This window comes from Rhizobium sophoriradicis (assembly GCF_003939025.1).
GTDB classification, from domain to species: Bacteria; Pseudomonadota; Alphaproteobacteria; order Rhizobiales; family Rhizobiaceae; genus Rhizobium; species Rhizobium sophoriradicis.
On record NZ_RQIH01000021.1, the window covers coordinates 1 to 16089 of the forward strand.

The 16089-nt window shown below is 61.7% G+C and carries 14 protein-coding genes, 1 pseudogene and 1 riboswitch; of the genes and pseudogenes, 8 read left to right on the forward strand and 7 right to left on the reverse strand.

Features of this window, described 5'->3' with window-relative positions:
- A pseudogene (locus EFR00_RS28250) lies at window positions 1-187 on the reverse strand (sugar ABC transporter substrate-binding protein); the annotation flags it as partial.
- Window positions 188-639: 452 nt separating this feature from the next.
- Here EFR00_RS28250 and queC point away from each other — a divergent pair.
- The 3 genes from queC to queE are packed head-to-tail and all read left to right on the forward strand — an operon-like array spanning window position 640 to window position 2431.
- Window positions 640-1350, forward strand: coding sequence for a 7-cyano-7-deazaguanine synthase QueC (gene queC / locus EFR00_RS28255; RefSeq protein WP_077994995.1), 711 nt, complete (start codon window positions 640-642; stop codon window positions 1348-1350).
- Window positions 1350-1706 (forward strand): 6-carboxytetrahydropterin synthase QueD, encoded by a 357-nt coding sequence (queD, locus tag EFR00_RS28260; protein ID WP_077994994.1) that lies wholly within the window; start codon window positions 1350-1352, stop codon window positions 1704-1706. The genes queC and queD overlap by 1 nt, the downstream gene beginning before the upstream one ends.
- The gene (gene queE / locus EFR00_RS28265; RefSeq protein ID WP_077994993.1) at window positions 1703-2431 is read left to right on the forward strand and encodes a 7-carboxy-7-deazaguanine synthase QueE; all 729 of its coding nucleotides are present in this window, start codon (window positions 1703-1705) and stop codon (window positions 2429-2431) included. Before queD ends, queE begins: the two co-directional genes overlap by 4 nt.
- A 116-nt stretch (window positions 2432-2547) precedes the next feature.
- Here the strand turns inward: queE and EFR00_RS28270 are convergent, their stop codons facing one another.
- The 6 genes from EFR00_RS28270 to EFR00_RS28305 form a co-directional block, all read right to left on the reverse strand.
- Window positions 2548-3771: an adenylate/guanylate cyclase domain-containing protein gene (locus EFR00_RS28270; RefSeq protein WP_077994992.1), complete on the reverse strand. Its 1224-nt coding sequence runs from the start codon at window positions 3769-3771 to the stop codon at window positions 2548-2550.
- A gap of 103 nt (window positions 3772-3874) precedes the next feature.
- Complete coding sequence (gene nrdF, locus EFR00_RS28275) at window positions 3875-4849, reverse strand: class 1b ribonucleoside-diphosphate reductase subunit beta (protein WP_077994991.1); 975 nt, start codon at window positions 4847-4849, stop codon at window positions 3875-3877.
- A gap of 201 nt (window positions 4850-5050) precedes the next feature.
- Window positions 5051-7255 carry a class 1b ribonucleoside-diphosphate reductase subunit alpha gene (gene nrdE / locus EFR00_RS28285; protein ID WP_077994990.1) on the reverse strand — a complete coding sequence of 735 codons (2205 nt, stop codon included), beginning with the start codon at window positions 7253-7255 and terminating at the stop codon, window positions 5051-5053.
- Window positions 7234-7638: a class Ib ribonucleoside-diphosphate reductase assembly flavoprotein NrdI gene (nrdI, locus tag EFR00_RS28290; protein ID WP_077994989.1), complete on the reverse strand. Its 405-nt coding sequence runs from the start codon at window positions 7636-7638 to the stop codon at window positions 7234-7236. The genes nrdE and nrdI overlap by 22 nt, the downstream gene beginning before the upstream one ends.
- Before the next feature lie 13 nt (window positions 7639-7651).
- The gene (gene nrdH / locus EFR00_RS28295) at window positions 7652-7873 is read right to left on the reverse strand and encodes a glutaredoxin-like protein NrdH (RefSeq protein WP_009989857.1); all 222 of its coding nucleotides are present in this window, start codon (window positions 7871-7873) and stop codon (window positions 7652-7654) included.
- A gap of 262 nt (window positions 7874-8135) precedes the next feature.
- Window positions 8136-8362, reverse strand: a riboswitch (cobalamin riboswitch).
- Between the two features lie 327 nt (window positions 8363-8689).
- Window positions 8690-10927: a heavy metal translocating P-type ATPase gene (locus EFR00_RS28305; RefSeq protein ID WP_077994988.1), complete on the reverse strand. Its 2238-nt coding sequence runs from the start codon at window positions 10925-10927 to the stop codon at window positions 8690-8692.
- A gap of 71 nt (window positions 10928-10998) precedes the next feature.
- Here EFR00_RS28305 and EFR00_RS28310 point away from each other — a divergent pair, with 71 nt between their 5' ends.
- The 5 genes from EFR00_RS28310 (at window position 10999) to EFR00_RS28330 (ending at window position 16022) form a co-directional block, all read left to right on the forward strand.
- On the forward strand, window positions 10999-11421 hold the full coding sequence (locus EFR00_RS28310) for a MerR family transcriptional regulator (protein ID WP_077994987.1): 423 nt from the start codon (window positions 10999-11001) through the stop codon (window positions 11419-11421).
- 68 nt (window positions 11422-11489) lie between these two features.
- Window positions 11490-12698, forward strand: a complete 1209-nt coding sequence (locus EFR00_RS28315) for a TIGR03862 family flavoprotein (protein ID WP_077994986.1) — start codon at window positions 11490-11492, stop codon at window positions 12696-12698.
- A 99-nt stretch (window positions 12699-12797) separates the two neighbouring features.
- Window positions 12798-13757 (forward strand): helix-turn-helix domain-containing protein, encoded by a 960-nt coding sequence (locus EFR00_RS28320; protein ID WP_077994985.1) that lies wholly within the window; start codon window positions 12798-12800, stop codon window positions 13755-13757.
- Between the two features lie 166 nt (window positions 13758-13923).
- Window positions 13924-15432, forward strand: coding sequence for an aldehyde dehydrogenase (gene adh / locus EFR00_RS28325; RefSeq protein ID WP_077994984.1), 1509 nt, complete (start codon window positions 13924-13926; stop codon window positions 15430-15432).
- Between the two features lie 200 nt (window positions 15433-15632).
- A complete protein-coding gene (locus EFR00_RS28330; protein ID WP_009986469.1) occupies window positions 15633-16022 on the forward strand; it encodes a DUF779 domain-containing protein in 390 nt (129 codons plus the stop codon).
- The last annotated feature ends 67 nt before the right edge of the window (window positions 16023-16089 follow it).

The following is a 16089-nucleotide window of genomic DNA, read 5'->3' on the forward strand; positions in this document are numbered from 1 at the left end:
CCGGCACGTCCTTCCAGGCAAAACCTTCCTTCGACAGATCCTCCTTCAACACGTTCAAGGCAGCCGCCTCGCCGCCTGATGTCCACCAGTGCAGCATCTGCACTTCCTTTACGTCGGCGGCCTGGGCCGCACCGAGGCCAGCCATCATCACGACGGCAACAGCCGCCGAGCTCAAGAACTTGCGCATGAAATTCCTCCCATTGAAAATCGGCGGCGGGCCCTCCCTGCCGCCCGATGCTTTCCGCGTTGCGACGGTCAACATTCGGCCGCGCTCCTCCGCACGGTTGCTAATTTAAAACGTTATAAGCCTCTGATCGTCAAGTCCTTTCTCGACTCCCGAGAAAAATATGCCTTATCTATTATCCTATTGAATTAATTACTTTATTAATCCTACTATTCACCAGTCCACCTATACGCCTTTGAGAGCCAGACGCGGTCTCCATGTCGCCCGCGAGTGCGATCTCATCCGCAGCCGACGTATATCGATAGCGCATTGTCGCCAACGCCATCCACGAGGATCGGCCGCTGATCAATTTTCCGATCATTGGGCCCTGCCTATTTCCCTGAGGCGTGATTTGCCGTAGAAGGACGCCGTAATCCGGTCGCAGCCCACCCGGTCAAAACAAGGGAATCCAAAATATGAAGACTCTCGTCGTCTGCTCTGGCGGACTCGACTCCGTTTCGCTTGCACACAAGATAGCAGCGGAACAACAGCTTATCGGCCTCGTCTCCTTCGACTACGGCCAGCGGCACCGCAAGGAACTCGGTTTCGCCGCCCGGTGCGCCGCGCGTCTCGCCGTTCCTCATCATATCATCGATATCGCCGCCATCGGCGGCCATCTCAGCGGATCGGCGCTGACCGATAATGTCGAGGTCCCGGACGGCCACTATGCCGAGGAGACCATGAAGGCCACCGTGGTGCCGAACCGCAATGCCATCATGCTGGCGATCGCCTTCGGCCTGGCCGCTGCGCACAAGGCCGATGCCGTTGCCGTCGCCGTGCATGGCGGCGACCACTTCATCTATCCCGACTGCCGGCCGGGCTTCATCGACGCCTTCCAGCGCATGCAGAACGAAGCGCTGGACGGTTATGCCAACGTCAGACTGCTCGCCCCTTATGTCGATGTTCCCAAGGCGGCGATTGTGGCCGATGGCGCGAAGCACGGCACACCATTTTCGGAAACCTGGTCCTGCTACAAAGGCGGCAGGCTCCATTGCGGGCGCTGCGGAACCTGCGTCGAACGCCGCGAGGCTTTCCATCTTGCCGGCATTTCCGATCCGACGGACTATGAAGACCGGGATTTCTGGAAAGCGGCGGTGTCGCAATATTCCGCCGCGGAGGTGCGTTGATGTATCGCATCACTAAGGAATTTCACCTCTCCGCCTCGCACCAGCTGGATTATCTGCCGGCCGACCATCAATGCGCCAGGCTCCACGGCCATAACTATATCGTCGTCGTCGAGCTCGCCGCCGAAAGCCTGAATGACGACGGCTTCGTTCGCGACTATCACGACCTCTCGCCGCTCAAGCGCTATATCGACGAAGCTCTCGATCATCGCCACCTGAACGAGGTCTTCGGTCATTCGAAGGTCACGTCCGAGTTCCTGGCAAAGCACTTTTACGACTGGTGCAAGCAGCGCTTCCCAGAGACATCGTCGGTCCGCGTCAGCGAGACGCCGAAGACCTGGGCGGAGTACAGACCGTGAGCGCCGAAACTATTCGCGTCAGTGAGATCTTCGGCCCGACCATCCAGGGCGAAGGCGCCTTGATCGGGCTGCCGACGGTGTTCGTCCGGACGGGCGGCTGCGACTACCGCTGCTCGTGGTGCGACAGCCTTCACGCGGTCGATAGCGCATACCGGGATCAATGGAGCCCCATGTCGGCCGAGGCGATCTGGCAGGAGGTCACGAAGCTCTCCGGAGGCCGGCCGATGACGGTTTCTTTGTCCGGCGGCAATCCGGCGATCCAGCCTTTGGGACCGCTGATCGAGCTCGGCCACTCCCAGGGATACCGCTTCGCGCTGGAAACGCAGGGAAGTGTGGCCCGGAACTGGTTTCGCGATCTCGACGTCCTGGTCTTGAGCCCCAAGCCGCCGTCAAGCGGAATGTCGACCAATTGGGGCGAGCTCGGCAATTGCCTTCGGCTCACCGCCGGCGGGCCGGAGATCGCATTGAAAATCGTGGTCTTCGATGATGCCGATTACGCGTTTGCGCGACAGGTGGGGGAGCGCTATCCCTATATTCCCTTGTACCTTCAGCCGGGCAACCACACGCCGCCGCCGCCGGATGACGACGACGCCCGTATCGATATCGACGGCGTGATGGATCGGATGCACTGGCTCGTGGAGAAAGTGACTGCTGATGGATGGTTTGCCCCGCGCGTGCTGCCTCAGCTGCATGTGCTGCTGTGGGGGAACAAGCGCGGCGTATGACTCGGCCTGAGGCTAAAGCGCGTCGCGATCCTTCAGATTCGCTCGTCGCGCTTTAGCTCTTTGTTTTTACGCATGTCGTTGCCGCAAAACCGCGGCACACTTTTGCGCGACATGCTTTAACGCTCCGGAAAAGCGAAGACATCGACAGGCTCTCCGAGCCCGCGCAGCGGGAAGGTGCCGAGACTGTCCATATCTTGCGCGCAGCCCGCCATTTCGACGAAGGCCCGTGACAGGAGCACCGGACGCTTGACCTCCTTCGTCAGGCTTTCCAGCCGCGAGGCGACATTGACCGCCGGGCCGATGACGGTAAAATCCAGCCGCCGGCTCGAGCCGATATTGCCGTACATGACATCGCCGACATGCACGCCGACCCCGTAGCGCAGCGGTTCACGCCCGTTGCCCGCATACTGCTGGTTCAGTTGCGCCATCAACGCCTGCCCCTCGCGGATCGCCTGCAGCAGATCATGGCAGGCCGTTTCCTTGGCTAACGGGAAGATCGCCAGCAATCCGTCGCCCATGAACTTCAGGATCTCGCCGCCATAGCGCTCGATCGGGTCGGACATGGCGTCGAAATAATCGTTGAGCAGATGGATGACATCGTCGCGCGGCCAGAGATCGGAGATCCCCGTAAAGTCGCGCAGGTCGCAGATCATGATCGCCGCGCCGACGGTGGCGCCGCTGCCGCGCGTCGTGACGCCCGACAGGATATGTTCGCTCGCATGCGGTCCCACATAGGTCTGCAGCAGCGTGCGCGCCATGATATTCTTCAGCCGGATTTCGCTGACAAGCGTTAGCGCTGGCAGGAGATCGCGCAGGAAATCGACATGTCCGCGCTCGAAGCCGCCCGGCCGGCTGGTGGAAAATGTCACGACATGCCGCTTGCCGAAGGTGTGCTCGACCGGCCAGGCGATATACTCGGTCAAGCCGTCGTCGCGCAGGTCCTGATAGAATGAATCCATCTCGCCGTCGGCTGCGCCTTCCAGCTGCCTGTGCACCTCCTCCGCACCCTGATGGATCGCGTTGACCGGACTGGTCAGGAACTCCGGCGTGTTTTCGACGCCATAGGCGAATGTATCGATCTTCGCCTCCGCCAGTCCCTCCTTCCAAAGAATGCGGGCACCGACCCATTGCGGGTGGTTCACCCTGAAATGCAGCGTCGCCCGCGCCACCGGCACCCCAGCCGCCAGCAGCTTCTCACACATCTCCACCAGGATGTTGTCGATGAAGCGCTCGCCGCGCGTCTCGTTCACCAGCCAGTCGAGAACGCGTCTCCTGCGGATCGGCCAAACGCCGTCGTTGGCTTCGACGGCAATCCCGGCCTTGTTTGGAAAAGACGACATCAAAAAACTCCGCTACATCGCGTCATCGGCGAGGATCGATTTCAGTTTCCGCTGAATGTGGGCGACAGGGAAGCAAATGATAAGGGCAGATGGCGATAAAACCTCAGAAATCCCAGTCCTCATCCTCGGTCGCCACAGCCTTGCCGATGACATAGGACGACCCGGAGCCGGAGAAGAAGTCGTGGTTCTCGTCGGCATTCGGCGAAAGCGCCGACAGGATCGCCGGATTGACCTTGCAGGCCTCGGCCGGGAACAGCGCCTCGTAGCCGAGGTTCATCAGCGCCTTGTTGGCATTGTAATGCAGGAATTTCTTGACGTCCTCGGTCAGCCCGACGCCGTCATGGAGCGCCTCGGTATATCGGGCCTCGTTGTCGTAGAGCTCGAGCAGCAGGTCGAAGGCGAAATCCTTGATCTCCTGCCTTCTCTCCTCGGAAAGCCGCTCCAACCCGCGCTGGAACTTGTAGCCGATATAATAGCCGTGCACCGCCTCGTCGCGGATGATCAGCCGGATCATGTCGGCCGTGTTGGTCAGCTTGGCGCGGCTCGACCAGTACATCGGCAGGTAGAAGCCGGAATAGAACAGGAAGCTTTCGAGGAAGACGCTGGCGACCTTCTTCTTCAATGGATCGCCTGAACCATACTGCTCCATGATCAGCGCCGATTTCCGCTGCAGGAACTCGTTTTCCTCCGACCAGCGATAGGCATCGTCGACATCGGGCGTCGAGCACAGCGTCGAAAAGATCGAGGAATAGGAGCGCGCATGCACCGCCTCCATGAAGGAGATATTGGAAAGCACCGCCTCCTCATGCGGGGTTATCGCATCTTCCATCAGCCTGATCGCGCCGACGCCGTTCTGGATCGTGTCGAGCAGCGTCAGCCCGGTGAAGACGCGGATGGTCAGTTGCTGCTCGGCCGCCGTCAGCGTCGCCCAGGAGGGAATGTCGTTGGACAGCGGCACTTTTTCAGGCAGCCAGAAATTGCCGGTCAGCCGGTTCCAGACTTCGAGATCCTTATCGTCCTCGATACGGTTCCAGTTGATGGCGCGCACGCGGGAAACGGATTTGAATTGCATGTTCATTGAGCGGTCCCTCTTGAGGAATTTGTCTGAGTTTGCCCCTCATCCGCCTGCCGGCACCTTCTCCCCGCTTGCGGGGCGAAGGAGGCACGCCGCAAGCTCTCCGTTCCCCACAAACCTCTCGCAGGGCACGTCCCCTCTCCCCGTTTTTACGGGGAGAGGGTTAGGGTGAGGGGCATCTTGCCGGTCCGGAGCGAAATCAATTCACAGCGTACAAGACACACAGCCCTGCACTTCGGTGCCGGACAGCGCCATCTGGCGAAGGCGGATGTAGTAGATCGTCTTGATGCCCTTCTTCCAGGCGTAAATCTGCGCCTTGTTGATATCGCGCGTCGTCGCCGTGTCGCGGAAGAACAGGGTCAGCGACAGCCCCTGGTCGACATGCTGGGTCGCCGCCGCATAGGTATCGATGATCTTCTCCGCCCCGATCTCGTAGGCATCCTGATAATAATCGAGATTGTCGTTGGTCATGAACGGCGCCGGATAATAGACGCGGCCGATCTTGCCTTCCTTGCGGATCTCGATCTTCGAGACGATCGGATGGATCGAGGAGGTGGAGTGGTTGATATAGGAGATCGACCCCGTCGGCGGCACCGCCTGCAGGTTCTGGTTATAAAGGCCGGAGGTCATGACAGCCGTTTTCAACGACGCCCAATCGTCCTGCGTCGGAATATGGATTCCTGATTTGTCGAACAGCGCCTGCACCTTCTCGGTCGCCGGCTTCCATTCCTGCTCGGTATATTTGTCGAAATAGTCGCCGGAGGCATATTTCGAATTTTCGAAGCCCTTGAAGCGTGTGCCGCGTTCGACCGCCAGCAGGTTCGAGGCGCGGATCGCGTGATAGGTCACCGTATAGAAATAGATATTGGTGAAATCGACGCCTTCCTCCGAGCCGTAAAAGATGCGTTCGCGGGCGAGATAGCCGTGCAGGTTCATCTGGCCGAGCCCGATTGCGTGGCTCTCGTCATTGCCCTTCTCGATCGACGGAACCGAGGCGATGTGGCTCATGTCGGAGACGGCCGTCAGCGCCCGGATCGAGGTCTCGATCGTCTTGCCGAAATCGGCGGAGTCCATCGCCGCCGCAATGTTCAGCGAGCCGAGATTGCAGGAAATATCCTTGCCGAGATGCTTGTAGGAGAGGTCGTCATTGTATTCGCTCGCTTCGCTGACCTGTAGGATCTCCGAGCAGAGATTGCTCATCGAAATACGCCCGGCGACCGGGTTCGCCCGGTTCACCGTGTCCTCGAACATGATGTAGGGATAACCGCTCTCAAACTGGATTTCGGCGAGCACCTGGAAGAATTCGCGCGCCTTGATCTTCTTCTTCGAGATGCGCGCATCCGCCACCATCTCCCGGTACTTTTCCGTCACCGAAATCTCGGTGAAAGGCACGCCATAGACGCGCTCCACGTCGTAAGGCGAGAACAGATACATATCCTCATTATTTTTCGCGAGCTCGAAGGTGATGTCGGGCACGACGACGCCGAGCGACAGCGTCTTGATCCGGATCTTCTCGTCGGCATTTTCGCGCTTCGTGTCGAGGAAGCGCATAATGTCGGGGTGATGGGCGTTGAGATAAACGGCGCCGGCTCCCTGACGGGCACCGAGCTGGTTGGCATAAGAGAACGAGTCTTCGAGCAGCTTCATCACCGGAATGATGCCCGAGGATTGGTTCTCGATCTGCTTGATCGGCGCGCCGGCCTCACGGATGTTCGTCAGCGACAGCGCCACGCCGCCGCCGCGCTTCGACAATTGCAGCGCCGAATTGATCGATCGGCCGATCGATTCCATATTGTCCTCGACCCGCAGCAGGAAGCAGGAAACCAGTTCGCCGCGCTGCTTCTTGCCCGCATTGAGGAAGGTCGGCGTCGCCGGTTGGAACCGGCCGGAAATGATCTCGTCGACCATATCGCGGGCAAGCGCTTCGTCGCCCCGTGCCAGGGTCAGCGCCACCATGCAGATGCGGTCCTCGTAGCGCTCGAGATAGCGCTTTCCGTCGAAGGTCTTCAGCGTATAGCTGGTGTAATATTTGAAGGCGCCGAGAAAGGTCGGGAACCGGAATTTCCTCGCATAGGCCTGATCGAACAGGTCGCGGACGAAATTGAAGGAGTACTGGTCGAGCACCTCCTGCTCGTAATAGCCCTCGGTCATGAGGTAATCGAGCTTTTCCCTGAGATTGTGAAAGAACACCGTGTTCTGGTTCACATGCTGCAGGAAATACTGCTTCGCCGCCATGCGATCCTTGTCGAGCTGGATCCTGCCTTCGTCGTCATAGAGGTTCAGCATGGCGTTCAGCGCGTGATAGTCGAGCGTTTCCGCCGCTTTCACGGGGCGTTCGCCGGCGGGATGAGCAAAAGTGTTATGCGGTTTTGCGCCCGCATCCCGCGTCAGAGTTGTTCCCGTGTCCAAAACCGTTCCAATCCGTATCTGACGTTGACGACGTCCTCCTCCGTGCCGATGAGCTCGAACCTGTAGAGGTAGGGCACCTGGCACTTCCGCGAGATCACGTCGCCGGCAAGCCCGTATGTCTCGCCGAAATTGCTGTTGCCCGCGGCAATCACGCCGCGGATATGTCCTCGGTTCTCCGCATCGTTGAGGAAACGGATCACCTGCTTGGGAACGGCCCCCTTGCCGCCGTCGCCGCTATAAGTCGGCACGACGAGAACGAAGGGTTCGCGGATAGGGAGCGCCTCTGCGCCGCTAGCCGGAATGCGCGCCGCGCGCAGTCCGAGCCTGGCGACGAAGCGATGGGTATTCTCCGATCGGCTGGAATAATAGACGAGCAGCCCCATCGCCGTTTTCCGGTCAGGAGAGCGCGCTGATCATATCGGGACGGAAACCCGCCCAATGCCGCTCGCCGGCGATGACGACGGGCGCCTGCATGTAGCCGAGGCTGCGGACGCGATCGAGCGCTTCGGCATCCTGCGAGATATCGATGATATCGTAATCGACGCCCAGGCGGTCGAGGGCGCGATAGGTGGCGGTGCATTGGACGCAGGCAGGTTTGCTATAGACGGTAACGCTCATCATGTTCCTCGTGATGTCAAAAAATTCTGGACGCAATACTGGGATCGGGCGCCTTGCGGCGTCCGGGGCAACGTTTGATGGTGATCTGGCAAAGTCGGCGCTTTAAACGCCCGATACGATCCCTTTCGGGATTTGCGCGGGCGGCGGCCTTGATATTCTCGACATGACTTAAACCCCGAAGTGCTCATGCGGACGTTCGGGGCAGCGCAACAGGCGCGGATCACTCCGCTTTCTTGCACGCGACCTTCCGGACACCCCGCCCGTGGACATCTAGTTCAAGGCAGGTCTCCTGGCTTGCGGGTCGAAGCACCCTGCCCCTAGCCTTCCCGAGGCATCATGCCTCAGTGACCTGAAATCGGACAGTTGCTCGCCGCTCACAGTTGCGGGGGCAGCTCCGGCCTTGTTGCGCCGTCATGGCGAAACGCACCGTATTCCCATCTTCGCCCGCGATCCTGACGAATCGAAGGAACCTTGAACACTAGATATAGTACGCGAATCCAAAATCACGTCAACGGATGGTTTGTGCATAGCGTTACGGCACGTTTGAAATCGCTGCGTTCCTGTGAAAAACATGGATAGCGAAGGCTTAACGAAAAGAGGCTGTGGAGAAGGTCCGGATGAAGAGGGCCGGCCTACAGCCGCTCTCAGTTCGATGACAAACCTCCCTCTCCGCGTCATCCTCGGCCTTGTGCCGACGATCTGCTGCCTATCGACCGGAGGCAGATGCCCGGGACAAGCCCGAGCATGACGAAAGAGGGGTTGGCGGCCGCTGTCAGCGGCACTCTTCAGGTGACGAGCGCCGCAAGCACGACATGTTTACATCTTTACTCGAAGCAATCGCAGCGCATTGATCGTCACCAGCACGGTGGCGCCGGTATCGGCGAGAATCGCCGGCCAGAGGCCGGTGATCCCCATGATCGTCGTCACCAGGAACACCGCCTTCAGCCCGAGGGCGATGGTGATGTTCTGCACGATATTGTGCATCGTTCGTTTGGAAAGTTCGATCATCCGCGCCACGTCGCCAACGCGCCCGTGCAGCACGGCGGCATCGGCCGTCTCCAGCGCCACATCGGTGCCGCCGCCCATGGCGATGCCGATATCGGCGGCGGCCAGTGCCGGAGCGTCGTTGATACCGTCGCCGACCTTGGCGACGATGAAACCCTGACGCTTCAATTCGCCGACGACCCGCTGCTTATCCTCAGGCATCATTTCGCCGCGCCAGTCGATACCGAGCATGCCGGCAACGGCTGCCGCCGTCCGCTTGTTGTCGCCCGTCAGCATCATCGCCTTGACGCCCGCCGATTTCAGCGCCGAAAGCCCGGCTTCGGCATCCTCGCGCGGCTCATCGCGCATGGCGATCAGGCCGGCTGCCGCGCCGTTGACGAGCAGCACCGACACGCTCTTGCCTTCGTCGTTCAACGCGATGATACGCGCATCCTGATCTCCATCGAGCGCCCCGCGCTCGCGGGCGGCGGACGGCGACAGCAGATCCAGAGTCTCGCCCCCGACTTTTCCGGTGACGCCCTTGCCCGGCAGCGCTTCCAGCTCGAAGGCCGGCGGCACGGGAACGCCGTCCGCCCGAGCACGGTTGAGGATCGCCAGCGCCAAGGGATGGCTGGAGCCCTGTTCCAGCACCGCCGCGCGCGACAAGACCTGCGCCTCGCTCAATCCGAAGGAAACGATATCGGTCACCTGAGGCTTGCCTTCCGTCAGCGTGCCTGTTTTGTCGAAGGCGACCATCGTGACCTTGCCGAGCGTTTCCAGCACCGCGCCGCCCTTCATTAGCAGCCCGCGCCACGCGCCTGCTGAAAGCGAGGCGGCAATCGCCGCCGGCGTCGAAATGACGAGCGCACAGGGGCAGCCGATCAGCAGGATGGCAAGGCCCTTGTAGATCCATTCGCCCCACGCGGCGGAAAGAACCAGCGGCGGAACGACCGCGACAAGTGCTGCGACCGCCATCACGCCGGGGGTGTAATAACGAGAGAACCGGTCGATGAAGCGTTCCGTCGGCGCCTTTGATTCCTGCGCCGCTTCCACCAGCTTGACGACGCGGGCGATGGTATTGTCGGCGGCGGCCGCCGTGACGCGAACCCTGAGCACCGCATCGCCGTTCACCGTTCCGGCAAAGACCGTGGCATCGACGCCCTTGCGCACTGGTGTGCTCTCGCCCGTCACCGGCGCCTCGTCGATCGCGCTCTCGCCGGAGACAATGACGCCGTCCGCCGAAATGCGGTCACCCGGGCGCACCATGATGATAGCGCCGACGGCAAGGCTCTCCGCCGGAACCTCCCGCGTCTGACCATTGTCTTCCAACAAAGCATTCTTTGGCACCAGCGCCGTCAGCGACTGGATGCTTTCCCGCGCCTTGCCGGCCGCCACCCCCTCCAGCAGCTCGCCGACGAGAAACAGGAACACGACAGTCGCCGCCTCCTCGCCGGCATTGATGATGACGGCGCCGACGGCGGCGATCGTCATCAGCATCTCGATTGAAAACGGTGTGCCCGATCGAGCCGCCATGACGGCGCGTCGCGCGATCGGCACCAGCCCGACCAGCATGGCGATGACGAAGGCGTAGGATGCGACCGCCGGCACGAGATGGCCGATGACATAGGCGGCAATTAGCGCTGCACCCGAGACGATGGTCAATCGGCCCTTCCGGCTTTGCCACCAGGAACCGGCCATCGGCGCATGGTCACGCCCATGCGGCCCGACGACTTTCTTTTTGCCATGATCGTGATCTGCGTGATCATGATCATGGTCATGGTCGTGGCCGGCATGATCGCCGTGGTCGTGGTGACCGTGCGGGCCGTGATCCTGTGCCTGTGCCGCGCTTCCGGCAAAGAGCGAAACCGAATAACCGAGCCCCGTCACCCTCTTCTCGATCGCCTTGAGGTCGCTGCTGCCATCATGCCGGACGGTCATCGTGCCAGCCACCACCGAGACGGACACATCGGCGACACCTGCCACGCGCCTGACTGCCATATCGATCTTGGTCGCACAGGCGGCGCAATCCATGCCGCCGACCCGGTATCGTGTCTCGCTCGTCTCAGCCATGATCCGCTTCCTTGTCAAACAGAAGCACCCCTCCTACATCCTCTAGCGACTAGAGGTGCAAGAGGAAAATCATGAAAAAGATCACGATCGGCGAAGCCGCTCGCCGCAGCGGAGTCAAAGTACCGACGGTTCGTTATTACGAGAGCATCGGCCTGCTCGCAGCCCCGAGCCGCAGCGAAGGCAACCAGCGCTCCTTCGAACCCGCCGACATCAGCCGCCTCGCCTTCATCCGCCATGCCCGTGAACTCGGCTTCGAGATCGAGGCGATCCGCACTCTCCTTACCCTGCAGGATGATCCGCACCAATCCTGCGCCTCGGCCGACGCCATCGCCAAGGCTCGTCTCGCCGAGGTCGAGCAGCGCATCCGCAGCCTGATGGCGCTGAAGGCCGAACTCGAAATCATGGTGGAAGGCTGCGGCCACGGCCGCGTCGATCAATGCCGCGTCATCGAGGTTCTCGCCGATCACGATCAGTGCACGCATTCGCATCACTGATCCCGCCCTTGCAGGCAATCGATGCCCGCGCCAAAACTGCGGGCAGACAGAATCGGGCGACGACATCCATGAACCAGAAGCGAATTGCGATCATCGGCGGTGGCCCGGCGGGCCTTGCAGCCGCCGAACTGCTTTCGCTCTCAGGCCATGCGGTAACGATCTACGACGCCATGCCGACCTTCGCCCGCAAGTTTCTGCTGGCCGGCAAGTCGGGGCTGAACATCACCCATTCCGAGGATTACGACCGTTTCGCCACACGCTTCGGCGCCGCCTCTGCCCGCCTGCGCCCCGCTCTCGATGCTTTTACCCCTGGCAATATCACAGATTGGGCAGCAGGGCTCGGGACCAAGACTTTCGTCGGCTCCTCCGGCCGAGTCTTCCCTGATGTGATGAAAGCCTCTCCCTTGCTGCGCGCCTGGCTCAAGCGGCTGGAGGCGCAGGGCGCTACGCTGCGCACCCGCCACCGCTGGATCGGTTTTGCCGAAGAGGGCTATGTTTTCGAAACGCCGGAAGGGCGCAGCATCGTTCATTGCGATGCCGCCCTGCTGGCGCTCGGCGGCGCAAGCTGGCCGCGCCTCGGCTCCGATGCACGCTGGCTGCCCTGGTTATCGGAGAAGGGCGTCGAGATCGGCGCCTTCCGACCCGCCAATTGCGGCTTTGTCGTCGGCTGGAGCGAAAGCTTCCGCGAACGTTTCGCCGGCGAGCCCGTGAAGTCGGTCACCGCCACCTCCGATGCCGGCACCTTTCCCGGCGAATTCGTCATCACCGCAAACGGCATCGAGGGCAGCCTGGTCTATGCCCATGCGGCAAGCCTGCGCGAGCGGCTGCAGAGCCACGGCAGCGCTGCCCTGACGCTCGACCTCGCCCCCGGCCGAACGATCGAAAGGCTGACCCGCGACCTTACGCGCCAGGACGCCAAATCGAGCTTTTCAAACCGGCTGCGCAAGGGCGCCGGCCTCGACGGCGTCAAGGCGGCATTGCTGCGTGAACTCGCTTCCGAGCGTGACCGAAGCGATCCCGGACGTCTCGCCGGCCTGATCAAGGCCCTGCCGGTGCCGGTCCTCGAAACGAGGCCGATCGCCGAGGCCATCTCCTCGGCCGGCGGCATCCGCTGGAGCGGCATCGACGAAAACTTCATGTTGAAGGCGCTGCCGGGCACTTTCGTCGCCGGCGAGATGCTCGACTGGGAAGCGCCGACCGGCGGTTATCTCCTCACCGCCTGCCTGGCGACCGGCCGCGCCGCCGCACGCGGCATCGATGCCTGGTTGCGGCGCTGAAATCGCCATAGCCAAAGGTCTAGGCGATCGCCAATGCCGGCCATTTGCAAACCGGCCGCTTTTCCATCAGACTATTCTGACGTTCCGTGGGAGGAGCCGATGCACGAACACTCAGCACACGCCGAGCATGTCTACAGCTCTGCCCAGCGCGATTCGGCCGCGGCCAGCTCTCCCGTTGTCGCCTCCTGGCGGCGATGCATGACCATGCACCAGCTCGCCCCCGAGGATGAACGTGCGCCGATCCGCCTGACCGATGAGGAATTCCGGCGTGCCCGCGAGCAGTCCGGGCAACTGATCGCCAGTGCCACGGAAGAGCTCGATCGTCTCTTTACCACCGTTGGCAAGGCGGGCTGCTGCCTGCTTCTCACCGACAAGAACGGCATCGCTCTGGAGCGCCGGGGTGCCGCCGGCGACGACAAGGAATTCCGCGAACTCGGCCTCTGGACCGGCTCGGTCTGGACCGAGGCGAGCATCGGTACCAACGGTATCGGCACCGCGCTTGCCGACGAGCGGGCCGTCGCCATCTTTCGCGACCAGCATTTCTTCTGCGCCAATACCAGCCTGAGCTGCACGACGGCGCCGATCCGCGACCATCGTGGCCGGCTGGCCGCGGCCCTCGACATCTCCACCTGCCGTGAGGACGTCAATGAGATGACGCTGGCGATCCTGACGCAGACCGTGCGCGATTCGGCGATGCGCATCGAGCTCAACCTCTTCCGCGCGGCCTTTCCCAGCGCCCGTTTCCTGATGGTCCCGGCCGGCGTCAATTCGGCCGCCGCCCTGCTGGCCGTCGACCGGCACGACCTCGTGCTCGGCGCGACGCGCGCCGCCCGTATCGCGCTGCAGCTGGACGACAGGCGGATTGCCGCCGGCATTCCGGCCGCCGATGCGCTGCACGAGGCCGGCGTCTCCCATCAAGACGAGATCGTCGAAGCGGAAAAGGCGGCATTGCTGCGTGCGCTGTCGCGCGCCGGCGGCAACGTCTCGCAGGCGGCGATCGCGCTCGGCATCAGCCGCGCCACCCTGCACAGGAAGATGAAGAAGCTCGACCTCCACTGATCGGCTCAAGGGTTCCGCGGCGACGGCAATCGTGACTGGATCCTGTCGCAAGTCTGCGACACTGTGCACTGCGGTATCGAGGAGCCGCCCTGTTCCCTTTGCCGAAACCCGCACATTTTCCTCCCACTGGTTCGCTTGGGAACCTGGATCATCAAGGGAGGATGACATGCTTCATCAGAAAATCGTCGAATCGCCGTTCAAGCTGAAGTACGGCAACTATATTGGCGGCGAATGGCGCGACCCGGTCGAAGGCAAGTATTTCGAAAACCTGACGCCGGTTACCGGCGGCAAGCTCTGCGACATTCCCCGCTCCGATGAGAAGGATATCAATCTCGCGCTCGACGCCGCCCATGCGGCCAAGGAAAAATGGGGCCGCACCTCCGCTGCCGAGCGCTCCAACATCCTCATGAAGATCGCCCAGCGCATGGAAGACAAGCTGGAATTGCTCGCCCAGGCCGAGACCTGGGACAATGGCAAGCCGATCCGCGAAACCATGGCGGCCGACATTCCGCTGGCGATCGACCACTTCCGCTATTTCGCCTCCTGCATCCGCGCCCAGGAAGGTTCGATCGGCGAGATCGACAATGATACGATCGCCTATCACTTCCACGAACCGCTCGGCGTCGTCGGCCAGATCATTCCCTGGAACTTCCCGATTCTGATGGCTACGTGGAAACTGGCTCCGGCGCTGGCGGCCGGCAACTGCGTCGTGCTGAAGCCAGCCGAGCAGACGCCGGCCTCGATCCTGCTCTGGGCCGAACTGGTCGGCGATCTGCTGCCGCCCGGCGTGCTCAACATCGTCAACGGTTTCGGCATCGAGGCCGGCAAGCCGCTGGCGACCAGCCCCCGCATCGCCAAGATCGCCTTCACCGGCGAGACGACGACAGGCCGGCTGATCATGCAATATGCCAGCCAGAACCTCATTCCGGTGACGCTGGAGCTTGGCGGCAAATCGCCCAACATCTTCTTCGCCGATGTGATGGCCGAGGATGACGACTTCCTCGACAAGGCGCTCGAAGGTTTTGCGATGTTTGCCCTCAACCAGGGCGAAGTCTGCACCTGCCCGAGCCGCGCCCTCGTCCAGGAATCGATCTACGACCGCTTCGTGGAAAAGGCGGTCAAACGTGTCGAGGCGATCAAGCAGGGAAACCCGCTCGACAGCGCGACGATGATCGGCGCCCAGGCCTCGACGGAGCAACTCGAAAAGATCCTCGCCTATCTCGACATCGGCAAGCAGGAAGGCGCCGAAGTCCTGGCTGGCGGCACCCGCAACGATCTCGGCGGCGACCTGGCGAACGGCTATTACGTCAAGCCGACGATCTTCAAGGGTCACAACAAGATGCGCATCTTCCAGGAGGAGATCTTCGGGCCGGTGGTCTCGGTCACGACTTTCAAGGACGAGAAGGAAGCACTCGAAATCGCCAACGACACGCTCTACGGTCTCGGCGCCGGCGTCTGGAGCCGCGACGCCAATCGCTGCTACCGTTTCGGCCGCGAGATCCAGGCCGGCCGTGTCTGGACCAACTGCTACCACGCCTACCCCGCCCATGCCGCCTTCGGCGGCTACAAGCAATCGGGCATCGGCCGCGAAACCCACAAGATGATGCTCGAACACTACCAGCAGACCAAGAACATGCTGGTGAGCTACAGCCCGAAGGCGCTCGGTTTCTTCTGAGAAGCTTTCTTGCGGTGGGAGGGAGTGTCAAAACCCCTCCCCACAAGGGGCTTAGAGTGCCTCACCGACAGTGTTCCTCGCCGAGGTCTCACCAAGAAGATGCGTTGGCCTTAGGGTGAGCAGTTCAACGAGTTAAGCCCCTCCCCTTGTGGGGAGGGGTTGGGGAGGGGACTTCCTCCCAAAACCTTGGAGGAAGAACCATGGAAACGACCGTCAACGGTGAACCGCGTGTTCTCGCAACCGACGCAGCCCTTGACCTGATCGCTGAGATCAAGCGTGATCATCCCGATATCCTCTTCCACCAGTCCGGCGGCTGCTGCGACGGCTCCTCGCCGATGTGTTACCCCGCCAATGAATTCATGGTCGGCGACAGCGACGTCAAGCTCGGCGAGATCGGCGGCGTCCCGGTCTATATCAGCGCCAGCCAGTTCGAGGCGTGGAAACACACACAGCTGATCATCGATGTCGTGCCGGGTCGCGGCGGCATGTTCTCGCTCGATAACGGCCGCGAGAAGCGCTTCCTTACCCGCTCCCGCCTCTTTAGCGGCGGCGAGGCCTGCGCCGTGCCGGATTTGACGTCCCGCGCATAGTTTACGGATGTCTCTTCTTGTCTCGGCGGCGGGCTTAAGCTACCGCTGTTGTCAGCGCGGAAGCAGG

Bases quoted from the DNA above. Each gene is read 5' to 3' on its own strand.
- queC (WP_077994995.1), top strand. From the start codon at position 640: ATGAAGACTCTCGTCGTCTGCTCTGGCGGACTCGACTCCGTTTCGCTT.
- queD (WP_077994994.1), top strand. From the start codon at position 1,350: ATGTATCGCATCACTAAGGAATTTCACCTCTCCGCCTCGCACCAGCTG.
- EFR00_RS28270 (WP_077994992.1), bottom strand. From the start codon at position 3,771: ATGTCGTCTTTTCCAAACAAGGCCGGGATTGCCGTCGAAGCCAACGAC.
- nrdF (WP_077994991.1), bottom strand. From the start codon at position 4,849: ATGAACATGCAATTCAAATCCGTTTCCCGCGTGCGCGCCATCAACTGG.
- nrdI (WP_077994989.1), bottom strand. From the start codon at position 7,638: ATGGGGCTGCTCGTCTATTATTCCAGCCGATCGGAGAATACCCATCGC.
- nrdH (WP_009989857.1), bottom strand. From the start codon at position 7,873: ATGAGCGTTACCGTCTATAGCAAACCTGCCTGCGTCCAATGCACCGCC.
- EFR00_RS28305 (WP_077994988.1), bottom strand. From the start codon at position 10,927: ATGGCTGAGACGAGCGAGACACGATACCGGGTCGGCGGCATGGATTGC.
- EFR00_RS28310 (WP_077994987.1), top strand. From the start codon at position 10,999: ATGAAAAAGATCACGATCGGCGAAGCCGCTCGCCGCAGCGGAGTCAAA.
- EFR00_RS28315 (WP_077994986.1), top strand. From the start codon at position 11,490: ATGAACCAGAAGCGAATTGCGATCATCGGCGGTGGCCCGGCGGGCCTT.
- EFR00_RS28320 (WP_077994985.1), top strand. From the start codon at position 12,798: ATGCACGAACACTCAGCACACGCCGAGCATGTCTACAGCTCTGCCCAG.
- adh (WP_077994984.1), top strand. From the start codon at position 13,924: ATGCTTCATCAGAAAATCGTCGAATCGCCGTTCAAGCTGAAGTACGGC.
- EFR00_RS28330 (WP_009986469.1), top strand. From the start codon at position 15,633: ATGGAAACGACCGTCAACGGTGAACCGCGTGTTCTCGCAACCGACGCA.